Source organism: Myxococcaceae bacterium, from assembly GCA_016000045.1.
Taxonomy (GTDB): domain Bacteria; phylum Myxococcota; class UBA727; order UBA727; family JABDBI01; genus AER2-1.
On the sequence record JAECQY010000005.1, the window covers coordinates 1 to 12,058 of the forward strand.

Sequence of the window (12,058 nt, forward strand, 5' to 3'; positions counted from 1 at the left end):
CAGAGGAGGTTGCTGAAAGCAACAGACGCTGGGCTGGGTTTGGGGTTATGGGGATCACGGGTTATTGGTTATGGGTTATCTAGGCTATGAGAGCGGTTCCGGTCCTATGCAAGACTTGCATAGGATGCGAGAGTCTGAACTAGAACGGTTCCAGTTTGAGGTGGTTTAGTACTCACAGTGTTTAAACCATTTCAATTCGAAACCGCTCTAGGCGACTTCGAGAACGGCTATTTTCATAGGAGGGAGAATCTATCCCGAGACATTCGACTTTGCGAACGGTTCTTTGCATTCGCTTCATTTTATCCTAAAAGGAGCGGGTGATGAAATTTCTGGGAGCTTACCTCGCCTGGGGCATTGCCGCCCTGTTCTTTTGCTTTCAGTACGTTTTTCGTGTTCTGCCCGGCAGCCTTGAGCCCAATCTTCGGTCAGAGTTCCACCTTACGGCAAGTGAATTCGGCACCATTGGATCCTTTACGGTTTATGCTTACTCGCTCATGCAGATTCCCGTGGGTATTTTGATTGATCGGCTCGGCATTCGCAAAATCTTATTGGCCTCCGTCGGATTCTGTGTTCTGGGTGGCTTCGTGATGGCCGGCGCCCACAACCTATGGATGCTGCAATGCAGTCGTATTTTGATCGGAATAGGATCGGCTAGCGCCTTCATGTCTGCCCTCAAAGTTGCGACTGATTTTTTACCTCCCGGCAAACGGGGCTTTCTCATGGGGGCCACACTCACCCTCGGAACCCTTGGTGCCATGATGACGGGCTCCTACTTGGTTCCTCTGATTGAAGAAGCCGGCTGGCGTTCTGTCACTCAGATTCTGAGCTTGCTGGGACTTGTGCTGATGGTCATCGCTGCGGCTGGCATTCGTTTGGGAAAGCCGAGCCTAGCAGCTTCGAGTTTTCGATTTCAGCAACTCTGGGATATTGTTAAGAACCGCTCCGTCATGATCTACGCTCTCTTGGCGGTTGGATTGTACACTCCTCTGTCGGTTTTGGCGGATCTGTGGGGAACGGCCTTTCTCATGAAAAAGTACGAGCTCGGTCAAACTCATGCAGCCTCAAGCGCAGGAATGCTCTTTGTTGGACTTTGCTTCGGCAGCCTAGTCTTGCCTTGGCTTTGCGAGAAGTACAACTGTTTGGATTTGGCTATCCAAGTCTGCAGTTTCGGAATTCTGTTTCTCTTCGGTTTCTTGCTTCTAGGACCTCATTTCTCTGCTTCTCAGCTCCAGCTCGTTCTTGGCGGAATCGGCTTTTTTTGCGGAGCCGAAATGATGTGCTTCACCGGCGCAGTACAAGCAACGACGGCACAAAATTCCGGCCTCACCCTAGGAGTGGTCAATACCCTCAACATGTTCGGCGGCGCGTTTTTGCAACACGCCATGGGTCATCTTTTGGACTATCAATGGCAAGGGTTGGTTGACCAACAAGGGGTTCGATTATACCACACAGAGCAATTCGTAATGGCTTTGTCATTATTATGGGGAGTGGTGGCACTCTGCTGCTTGCTGTCGTTAACATTAAAAAGGAGAAGGGTTCATGGCTGAAAAAATCGTGATGCCACAACTAGGCGAATCCATTGCGGAAGGTACGGTGGTTGAATGGCTGAAGTCTGTCGGAGACACCGTTCAAAAAGACGAGAATGTTTTGCTGATCTCGACGGACAAAGTCGAAGCTGAAATCCCTTCTCCGATCACGGGTGTTTTGATTGAGGCGAAGGTCGGCCCTGGAGAGACTGTGGCCATAGGAACGGTGTTAGGTTGGGTTGGCGCGGCTGGCGAAGAGATGGTCTCAACTCCCAAGGCACCCGCTCTCCAAGCACTCGCTCCGAGCCTTCCTTCGCAGGCTCGTGTGCCGGCAGAATCTTCCCGATTTCTATCGCCCCTTGTCAAAAAAATAGCTCAAGAGAATCAGGTGGCCCCCAATACCCTCGAAGCCTTGTCGGGTTCGGGTCGCGATGGCCGACTCACCAAAAACGATTTATTGGCTCACCTGGCTAAAACCGTGATGCCTGCGCAAGTTTCGGCTGCTCAAACCACGCTCATTCCAGAAGGCCAGCATGAAGCCTTCAAACCTATATCCACCATGAGACGCGTGATTATGGAAAACATGAGCGCTTCCCGCCGCATCAGTGCTCATGTAACCACTTTTTTTGAAATTGATTACACAGCCATCGATCGCGTTCGAGCGACCCATCAAGATCGCTTTAAAGCCGAAGAAGGTGTTTCGCTCACGTACACTACTTTCTTAGCAGCCGCTTTGTGTATCGCGCTTAAACGGCATCCTTACCTCAACGCTGAAATGAAAGACGATCGCATTCTTTTTAAAAAAGATGTGCACTTAGGGATTGCCGTCGGCATTGAACAACCAGAGCCAGGTCTGATGGTCCCTGTGATCCGCCACGCGGACCAAATGAATCTTCGAGGTTTGGCTCGCTCGATTGCCGATTTGGCCACACGCGTGCGTAGCAAGAAAATTAGACCGGATGAACTCTCAGGCGGCTCGTTCAGCCTCACCAACCCTGGAAACTACGGAGCCATTATCGGAACACCCATTATCAACCAGCCCCAAGTAGCGATTCTAGGCGTCGGCAAAATCAAAAAGCAACCCGTGGTTTTGGAAATCGACACAGGCGATGTGATCGCCATTCGGAATCGTGGTTGGCTCTCACTCTCTTTTGATCACCGTTTAATCGATGGAGCGACTGCGGATATCTTCATGGCCGATTTAAAGCAGATAATGGAAACATGGACAACACAACCTTAACACCCAGAAAACCTTCTTGGCTGCGTGTTCGGGCCCCAACGGGCGAGAATTATCAACGTTTAAATTCGCTGATTCGAAGTCAGCGGCTGCATACCGTGTGCTCTTCGGCGTCTTGCCCCAACATCGGCGAATGCTGGGAGCTTGGAACCGCAACGTTTATGATCTTGGGACGCATTTGCACGCGAGCTTGTCGTTTCTGTGATGTGGACTCCTCCTCGCGTCCCGGACCGGTTGATTTGGATGAGCCGAAGCGGCTCGCCGAAACCATTCGAAGCATGGGCCTCAAACACGCGGTGATCACTTCGGTCACACGCGATGATTTGCCAGATGGCGGAGCGTCTCACTTTGTTCGTTGCTTAGAAGCGATTCGGGCACTTTCTCCTCACACAACGCTGGAAATTTTAACTCCTGACTTTTCAGGGCGTGAAGAAGATATTTTGACCGTTTTAAGATCCAACCCTCATGTCTTTAACCACAATCTTGAAACCGTTGAGTCTTTAACACCTCGTATTCGCAGCGGTGCCCAATATCATCGCTCACTCAAAGTCTTGCAATTTGTCAAAGCAAACAGACCTGAGATTCGCACCAAAAGCGGACTGATGCTCGGGTTGGGAGAAAGCAACGAACAAATTCAGCAAAGCTTAACGGACTTAAGAAGCCACGGTGTGGAGTTTGTAACGCTGGGGCAATACCTTCGGCCCAGCTCGTTTCACCACCCTGTCAAACGCTATGCAAGCCCCGAAGAATTTGCTGAGCTCGGTGCTTATGCCAAAGCGCTTGGCTTTCTCAAAGTCGAAAGCGGGCCCTTGGTACGTTCGAGCTATCATGCGCAAGCGGATTAATGCTTCGAAAGAGTCGGTTGGAATTTCCTGCTGACGATTTTTAAAAAGCGTTTCCAATCACCAGGTAAAATTTGGGCGCGTAGTTTTCAATTGGGCTCATGCCAACATCAAAACGCAGCATGACGGCCCGATCCCATAACAACCGAAGCCCTCCGCCAAAGCCAATGGCGGGTTTAAAAGGCTCTTGGTTTAAGGTGTGGATACTCCAGGCTACCACCCCGAAATCGGCAAAACTTGTGGCGGAAAGATTAAACTTCCAGTCCCAAAGGCTGAAATCTACGAATTCATAACGAAGTTCAAGCTGCTTATAAGCTTTCAGTCGCCCTGGGAAATACTGTTCTCGAAGGCCTCGGCCGATTTCTTGACCTCCAAAGGTGTTGAAATAGCGTCCGCTGCCGCCGGCCCGAACGATCTCTTGCAAAGGAGACTCGCCCAGCATAGCGTCCAATAGCACTTGCGCAGCCAAGGTCAGGCGCTTGTTTGGCATCAAGGGCCAGTAGCCGCGAAAACTTAAGTTGCCTCCCACATAGTTCCAAGAACTGCCCCAATACCGGGAAGCTTCTCGAACAGTGGCCTCTACCCAGTACCCTTGCTTAGGGTCTGGCTCAAAATCGCGATTGTCCACCATCAAGCCCACTTCGAGAACGCTTGCGAACCCGTCGCCATCGCTCGCGTGATAACCAAACGTATTGCCATAGAGGCTGTCCGGATAGGGACCTGAGTCGCTTAGGCTCCCAATGCGGTAGTAGCTGCCACGCCACGACGCAATGAATTCGATTTTGTGGGGAAGCGGTTGGAGTCGCCAACGACCCTCTAATCCAGCGTAACCTTCCAGGTAACGATGCAAATAAAAATTGGGAAAGTCCTGGTGAGGCGAATCGCAGTTGGCGTTCATGCCAAGGCCGCAGAAGCTTTGGCTCAGGTTGGCGATAAATCCAACAACCGGTCTGAGCCTCAAAGGCAAGCCTCCGACATCGATAGAGTCGAATCGAAGGCGATGCGATTGAAACCCACCCAGGCTAAAATAAGTTTGCGCGTCTAATTCGTATCGGTAAGGATTAAAACCTTCTTGTTTGCGATAGAGTGCCCCAGCAGCTCCAAAACCCATACCAAAACCGGATACGTAGCCCAGAATAGGGATTCCCGCATAACCCAAGCGAGCGGTTTTGGTTTGGGGCATTTCTTGTGAAAGCAGTGCCGTAGAAAAAGTTAGGAACAAAAGCCGGATAAGCATGTGCGGACCTTTCTTTCCACGTTTTGTAGATAAGTCGCAAGCATTTCTTTTTGCTCAGGTCGGCCGATGGCTTCCGCGTAAAACTTGATTTTGGGTTCGGTTCCACTGGGACGGATGATCAGCCTCAAGTCATGCTCGCCCGAATAAGCCAAGAGCCCTGGAGCTAAATCTTCCTCGCGCTTAAAACCTTCTAAACGCTGAGCCCGATCCAGAATCACAGAAAGCTCTCCTTTGATGGACCAAGCGTGTGTTTGATAAACGCCAAACTCAGATTCGAGTTCTTCGAGTTTTTGCCAGACGGTTTTGTTTTGGGATTTAAGTGCTGAAAAAAGCTGCGCGAATGCGAGCGTGGCACTGATTCCGTCCTTGTCACGAACCCGATCGTTGACGGCGTAGCCCAAGGCTTCTTCGTAGCCAAACAAAAACCGTAGCGATTCTTTCGCTTCCAGCTCAAAGCAGCATTTGGCCATGTTGGCAAAGCCTGTAAGAGTCTCCGCGTATCGAAAGCCCCGTTTTTGAGCGATTTTTGACAGCATGCGCGAAGAAACCAGGGTGGTCATAACCAAAAGTTTCTCGGAAGGACTGTGTTGTCCCATCAAATAATCCCCTAATAAGATACCGATTTGATTTCCGGATAAAACGGTTCCATCGATGGCAACCGCCAATCGGTCTGCATCTGGATCATTGGCTAAGACCAAATCGGCCTTTATTTCATGGGCAAGGGCGAGGGCTAAATCAAGGGCTCCGGGTTCTTCTGGGTTTGGAAAGCGAACGGTCGGAAAATCCCCATCTGGTTTCTCTTGTTCTAAAACCGAGGCGATGGAGGTAAAGCCCGCCTGCTGAAGTGCGCGCGGTGTGAAACTGGCTCCAACACCGTGCATGGGTGTGTAAACAATCGAAATCGGGTACACGCTGGCCGAGGGCAGCGTTTCAAAGTAAGCATCGATGACGCTCGATGAGATCGCTTGGATCCCTGTTTCGCTTTTCTCTATTTCAAAATAACTGGGCGCTGCATCAATCTGCGATTCGATGCAATGCGTGTCGGGTGCTACCAATTGAGCCCCATTCGCTCCGTAAATCTTGATACCATTGTCTTCTGGAGGATTGTGGCTAGCGGTAATCATGACGCCTGCCTGAGCTTGGAGGTTCAGGATGGCGAAAGCGCAAACAGGGGTCGCAACCAAGCGGTCAAACAACAGGCTTTGATGACCCATCCCGCTCAAAACTTGAGCAACCAAGGTCGCGTATTCTTGGCTGTGGTGCCGGCCGTCATAGCCGATGACCACCGAGCTTTGGGGCGCTAAGTGTCTGCCCAGGCCGTAAGCGATTTGAGCGACCGAAACCCGGTTCATCCCAGTATAGCCTGCCTGCATGGGAGCTCTGAAACCAGCGGTTCCAAAACGCCAAGACCGGATTAAGCGCTTTTCTTGTTCAACCAGAGAGAGACCCAAGATTTGCTCTCGATAAAGAGTATCTGGCTCTTCATGGAGATATCGTTGCAAGAGAGCAGTCGTCATCCAGGCAACTCATCACAAAACATCCGATCTGAAAACGGGTGAACCATTCCACAGTTTGCTTCAATCAGATTTTGAAAAGGCTTTCAACGGAACAAAGCTCATGCGATGAATGGGACATGGGCCCAAAGACTGAAGCTTTTGAATATGAGTAGCAGTCCCATACCCTTTATGCTTTGAAAATTCGTAGCCCGGGTATAATTGATCATACTCGCACATCAAGCGATCTCGGTAGACCTTCGCGACAATCGAAGCTGCCATGATGCATTCGTGTAAAGCATCCCCTCCCACAAAAGTTCTTTGGGACTCGATGCCAGGAATACTTTGGTTGCCATCCACCCAAATCTCAGAAGGAAGCGATTTCAAATTCTGAATCGCTTGCCTCATGGCTTGAAACGTGGCTTTCAAGATGTTTGTTCGGTCTATGTCTTCCGCAGAGACAACCCCCACTCCCACCGAACAAGCGGATAAAAAAATAGGCTCGTACAGAGCCTCTCGTTTTTTTTCAGATATTTTTTTGGAATCAGCCAAGCCAAAAATCGGCTTTTCTGGATCTAGAATAACCGCAGCAGCGACAACAGGTCCGGCCCAAGGTCCTCGACCCGCTTCATCGACTCCTGCAACCCAAAAGCTATTCACGCTCGCGAATACGAGCTTTCTTTCCACGCAATTCACGTAGATAGTACAGCTTAGCTCGTCGGACCCGACCACTTTGTGCAACTTCAATTTTTTCGATTCGAGGGCTATGCAGTGGGAAAATACGCTCCACACCGATTGAGAAGCTGATTTTTCGAACCGTGATCGCCCGACGATTGGCTGCTCCGCGTTCAGCAATCAAAACACCTTCAAAAACCTGAACTCGCTCTTTGTCGCCTTCTTTGATTTTGAAAAACACGCGCAAAGTGTCTCCCACCCGAAAATCTGGGTGATCGGCGCGAATTTCATTCTGTTCCAACTTGCGGATGAGATTAGACATAAGGCGTCCATTCTTGCAGATTTGCCTTTATTTGGCAACGGGTATCGTGAACACCACAGGGCGATCGCACTGTGTCGAAATGAAATTCAGGTTCAATCCATTCGTTGCATGACTCGCCACCGGCCACTTTCAGCCCCCTGACTCCCTTACGATTCGCTTGAATAATAAGCTGCGCAATCTCCAAGCGACTCTTTTCGCAAGCAAGCACCAATCCCATATTTATGATAACGCGGAAACGCACGAACCACGTTGTCCACACGCACCATCAAATCCATCGCAGATCGGTAAATCGAAAGTCGTTCGTAATACCTTGTCTCGATCCAGGTGCATTCTGTTTCCTCTTTAAAATGTCAAAGCGTCAAAGCACACAACGAACGCAGGTGCTGGCCCCCGCATTGTAGTAGAACACGTCGCCGTAGGCGAAAGACAGGTGCCATACATAGGCTGGGTAACCGGCCAACGGCGACGATGACCAGAAATAACTCGCTGGCTCGCCCGAAAACGCGTTACTATCCATCATGAGCATGCCAAAGCTCTGGCTGTAATCTACTAGCGTTTGCAGCTCCCGGATTGTCGGCAAACGCCACCTTCCAGCTCCAGAGCCTCCGAGACTTAGGCTATTGCAATAGGTCATAGCATCCGCTTGAGTGTACGTTGTAGTAGGCGCTACCTTCTGCCAAACCAGCCCGGTCACCTTGTCCGTCACCGTACCCGCAGTCGTTCCGCTACCTACCGTATACCGAGAGCCGAGAGGCCCTGTATAACTAGAACGCACACAACGAACCGCGCTGCTCGTCGAGTCAAATTGCCAGTCAGACGCAGGTTGGTTGGATGAGCTTTGCACATACCAAGAATAGCCACCATGTCCAATATCCGGTGAAGCTGACCAAAAGTTTGAAGCGGGCGCTCCAGGAAAGGCCATGGTGCTCAAGCAAGGAGCGATCGAATTCGTGTAATCGATCAAAGTCCCCAACTCCACGATGTTCGGCGCTCTCCAGTCTGTATAAGCCCCGGTATTCCGACTCGAGCAATAACTCGCAACCGAGGCAAAAACCATCGGTGTCGTGCCAGCGACTTGCTCCCACTGCATACTCGTCAGCGCATCGCTCACGACTCCGTTCGAAATCGCATACCGACCCGTTTGATCCACCGCATCGCTGTAGACGCCGGTGCTGTGATTCCAGGCAGCTAAAAGACCGTTCAGCAGCTGCGCCGTGCTTACAGAACAAGCCAAGGTATGACTCACGCTTGCTTCTGGGCTTGAAGTGAGAGTCGTTTCGAAGTCCTGTTTCGGAACCTGCTGCGACACGGTGAGGGTCTTGGCGCCCATGTTTTCGCTTTCAGAAAGACTCGCTGTCAACGTCGATTTCGGCACAATGCGGTAATGCGCTTGAAGCATTTGAGCCTGCGACCAGCCTACCACCATACGCACTTGCAGAAGGTGGTAACGCCTCAGGGTCAGTCGATCTGCCATGGCCAGTTCCGGAAAAAGCTCACAATCGCTGCTTAAAGCCGATGCTGGCTCAAAACCCGACCAACAGTCCACGCGCTCCACTTCTACATCGAAAAACACCGAACAATTGAGCTCAAAGGGCATGCGGTATCCCAAACTCGATTTGACTTGATCTGCAGTCCGATTCAGAATCGCTCGAACAGCTGTTTGATCCTGACTCCGTGTCGAAAGATTTTGGAAATACCCATGGAAATGGTCCCCAAAATCGGTGCTAATTGAAAACTGAGCTAAGGCTCCGAACGAAAAACAAAAGATCCAACCGAGCTGAAACATCTAATGCCCTCGATTTGCGCAAATGATCCAAATGAGTCCTTCGGGGTGGTTCAAATCCAGATCTCGAGGCATGGCATTTCTCCTAAAGGGCTGTATCCACTTTTGAGGCAGAGCAAGCCCACCTTTGGCATAGCTAAAATAACGAGCAAAGGCAATTCAGAAACAAAGGCATCCAGCCATTCCAGTGAACTTAAGAAGAATGGCAAGGGATGCAAGAGCAATCCCTTATTTTTGAGAAAAATACCTCATTTTGACCAATTAAACTACAGGAGAATAAACGGACCCTAGATCCCCAAAGGAGATTACCAGTCAGAACAGATTGTGCCACACCCTCAGCTGCTATTGTAGCGATGTTCCGGTAGGATTTTCAAATACAGACCTTCAAAACTCTCCAGTATAAAAAACTTAAAAATAGCCCACAGCTCTTCCCATAAAACTCGATAGCTCTTTGCAGGCTCTTTCGCTTGTTGAAAGCTCTTATCCGATAGCTCTGAAAGCTGATCAATCAGAAACGCCAATAGCATCAATAAGCCCAGATTGCTGCACAGATCCTGATGCCCGTGCCCGTAATTGTGTCCCATCTCATAGCCTTGATTCTTCAGCGTGTTAAACGTTTCGTTTTCAATCTGCCAACGCGCTCGGCCCCCTCGCATCACCGTTTCGAGGGTCGATTCCGATAAAGGAAGATCGGTGATCCAGGCAAAGTGCTGCTTTTTGCCTTGAGCGTTGATTTAATCGTATTCCAGAAAATTCACTTTTTTCTCGAAGAAAGTGTCGTTTAAAGGCACTTGATTCAGGAAGCGATAACGCTGGGTGACTCCCGCATGACAGCGCGTCTAAACGCCATAATTTATTTTGGCTGGAATCGCTGATGGTCTACGGCCCCCCAGGCTCCCTAATCATTTCTTCGAGTTCTCGGTAGCCAATGCCGTATTTCAGATACCAGCGAACGCATTGCAAAATAATCACGCCTTGAAAATGCCGCCATTTAAATATATTCACGGCTCGAATCTCTCAGCAATTTTAAGCCTAATTTTAATAGATTTTCATCAAACAGCAATTTTCCCAACAGCGCGGGATTATTGAGGTTTCCACCGAGCTACCACAAGACACAAAATAATCTTTTCGACAAAACCAAATTTCTGGTATAATTGGTCAACAGAGTGGCTTTTCTGGACCCAAAATAATTTTTGCGACAGAACCCTTTTGGGGCCTTTGGGAGGCAGTGTGTTTTCGATTGGTTTATTTTCTAAGGTTCAACTTTGTTCACCGTACCTGTATTTCGGCCTTTTGGTGGTTTTCAAATCCCACTCTGCTGCTTTAGGCACAGTTGTTGATGGACAGTATCTCTATGCCGTTGATCGTGCCGGGATCCTCACCCTGTTGAATCTATCAACATCAAATTTAACAGTTCTTAAACGGGGCCACGCGACGTACATGAATTATTCTGTCATTGAGCTAGCAGATGGTTTTGTATTCTCTGGCTCAAATGCCTCCGGAGAATTCAACCTGACATCTGAGGAGCTACCGGTTCTTCCGGCACAGCAGAAAGATGCTCCATCGATTGCGGAACCTCATACCACTCCCATAGGAGTCATTATTGGGACTGCTACTGCTGGTGGTTTGCTAGTTACGAGTGTGGTTGTTGCTCTTATTATTCGGAAAATGCAACAAAACGAAAAAAATAGAGTAAAAAAAATTGACATCAGTCAGATTTGAGGAATACTTAAGTGTCTATTTTAAAATCGATGATCATTCTATCTTTTTATTTTTTTTCTGCTTCGGCAATTTATGCGAGTCGTTGTCTAAATTTAACGAATGTTCGAGACGTAGTTCTCAATCAAAAATCCTTGAAATTATTGGAGTCCGAGATAGACTCATGTGAGTTATGCAAGTCGGGGGCACATTCTGATTTCACAGTTGAGTTATTGCAAAATCTAAAACCACAGATCCAACAGATGCCCGATTACTCTGGTCGTTTTTTAGTTGAATGCTTTGTACGGTTTGACAGGAAGATCGATGAAATAGACTGTAATTTTGATTTCAGAGATGAGACTTCGGACAAAATTTATTTGGGTTCTTCATCGAGCCTTAATACTTATGTGAACAATAGAGGCCATTCTCCATATAATGCATTTTTTACCAGGACGTTTGTCAATTGGAACCATGAAGAGAGAAGCCGGTATTTAATTGTTAGCGAGTTGTTCAAAAAGGTTTCACAAGAAAAAAACGAGTTGGTTGCGGGTAATGAAACAGAGCCTATTTCTCTTAGCGTTTCCACAACAAGTACAGAGCTTTCCAAAAGCTGGACTTTAACTCCGAAAGGTCTAAACTCAAGCACTTCTTCCATAATCGATCCTGTCTTGTACTCTATGTCGAGGACTCATCTAGGTGACAGCGACTCTGTTACCGCTAGAACAATTTCTACATCGTTAAAACGGTCTATTTCTAGTGATGTGAATCAAAGTATTTCCGTCGCACCTAGTTCAACATTCTCCCCAACACAATGGCTATTATCTTCATTTTCAGCAACCAAAACTCGAGGTACCACTGATAGCGTAACGAGCTCTAAAAGCAAAAAACTAAGTGGTTCTCTCACAATCGCTCATGGCATTAGTGGGAATATTTCTTCCAAAACTAGTTCAGTAATACCGAGTCGCTCTCTCAGTCTAACTGCTGATGCTTCTAAAACTCAAACGGTTTCTAGCTCAGGAACCCCAACATCAACAATTTTCAGAACCTTAACACGATCTGTTTCCGATAGTACAAATCGAAGCGCTTCTGCTGCAGCTAGTTCAGCATTCTCTCCGACATATCGTTCTACGTCTCCAAGCATCATTTCCATAACAGGCACAGCCATAAAACCTGGAAGCCGAAGTTCAAGCACTTTTTCCACCGGTCCTGTTTTATACTCCATGACGAGGACTCGTGTAGGAGACA

The 12,058-nt window shown here is 48.6% G+C and carries 12 protein-coding genes; 4 read left to right on the forward strand and 8 right to left on the reverse strand.

The window, feature by feature from the left end; translation table 11 throughout:
- The first annotated feature begins 320 nt into the window (after positions 1–320).
- From I8H75_03430 to lipA, 3 genes are read left to right on the forward strand one after another with little or no spacing between them, the layout of a single operon-like run.
- On the forward strand, positions 321–1,547 hold the full coding sequence (locus I8H75_03430) for an MFS transporter (protein MBH2006380.1): 1,227 nt from the start codon (positions 321–323) through the stop codon (positions 1,545–1,547).
- Complete coding sequence (locus I8H75_03435; GenBank protein MBH2006381.1) at positions 1,540–2,766, forward strand: 2-oxo acid dehydrogenase subunit E2; 1,227 nt, start codon at positions 1,540–1,542, stop codon at positions 2,764–2,766. Before I8H75_03430 ends, I8H75_03435 begins: the two co-directional genes overlap by 8 nt.
- Positions 2,748–3,608: a lipoyl synthase gene (gene lipA / locus I8H75_03440; protein ID MBH2006382.1), complete on the forward strand. Its 861-nt coding sequence runs from the start codon at positions 2,748–2,750 to the stop codon at positions 3,606–3,608. The genes I8H75_03435 and lipA overlap by 19 nt, the downstream gene beginning before the upstream one ends.
- Before the next feature lie 40 nt (positions 3,609–3,648).
- Here the strand turns inward: lipA and I8H75_03445 are convergent, their stop codons facing one another.
- From I8H75_03445 to I8H75_03475, 7 genes are all read right to left on the reverse strand, one after another.
- Positions 3,649–4,788, reverse strand: coding sequence for a BamA/TamA family outer membrane protein (locus I8H75_03445; GenBank protein ID MBH2006383.1), 1,140 nt, complete (start codon positions 4,786–4,788; stop codon positions 3,649–3,651).
- 29 nt (positions 4,789–4,817) lie between these two features.
- Positions 4,818–6,359 carry a phospho-sugar mutase gene (locus tag I8H75_03450; protein ID MBH2006384.1) on the reverse strand — a complete coding sequence of 514 codons (1,542 nt, stop codon included), beginning with the start codon at positions 6,357–6,359 and terminating at the stop codon, positions 4,818–4,820.
- A 60-nt stretch (positions 6,360–6,419) separates the two neighbouring features.
- A complete protein-coding gene (locus I8H75_03455) occupies positions 6,420–7,022 on the reverse strand; it encodes a ribonuclease HII (GenBank protein MBH2006385.1) in 603 nt (200 codons plus the stop codon).
- Entirely contained in the window at positions 6,988–7,332 is a 345-nt protein-coding gene (gene rplS / locus I8H75_03460) for a 50S ribosomal protein L19 (protein ID MBH2006386.1), read from the reverse strand. The genes I8H75_03455 and rplS overlap by 35 nt, the downstream gene beginning before the upstream one ends.
- Before the next feature lie 358 nt (positions 7,333–7,690).
- Entirely contained in the window at positions 7,691–9,118 is a 1,428-nt protein-coding gene (locus tag I8H75_03465) for a DUF1566 domain-containing protein (protein ID MBH2006387.1), read from the reverse strand.
- Between the two features lie 332 nt (positions 9,119–9,450).
- On the reverse strand, positions 9,451–9,771 hold the full coding sequence (locus tag I8H75_03470) for a hypothetical protein (protein MBH2006388.1): 321 nt from the start codon (positions 9,769–9,771) through the stop codon (positions 9,451–9,453).
- 223 nt (positions 9,772–9,994) lie between these two features.
- Positions 9,995–10,120, reverse strand: a complete 126-nt coding sequence (locus tag I8H75_03475; GenBank protein ID MBH2006389.1) for an IS6 family transposase — start codon at positions 10,118–10,120, stop codon at positions 9,995–9,997.
- A gap of 225 nt (positions 10,121–10,345) precedes the next feature.
- Between I8H75_03475 and I8H75_03480 the strand changes: the two genes are divergently transcribed.
- The gene (locus tag I8H75_03480; GenBank protein ID MBH2006390.1) at positions 10,346–10,837 is read left to right on the forward strand and encodes a hypothetical protein; all 492 of its coding nucleotides are present in this window, start codon (positions 10,346–10,348) and stop codon (positions 10,835–10,837) included.
- A 973-nt stretch (positions 10,838–11,810) separates the two neighbouring features.
- On the opposite strand, the gene I8H75_03485 is transcribed toward I8H75_03480, so the two are convergent.
- The gene (locus tag I8H75_03485) at positions 11,811–12,035 is read right to left on the reverse strand and encodes a hypothetical protein (GenBank protein MBH2006391.1); all 225 of its coding nucleotides are present in this window, start codon (positions 12,033–12,035) and stop codon (positions 11,811–11,813) included.
- Positions 12,036–12,058 lie beyond the last annotated feature (23 nt).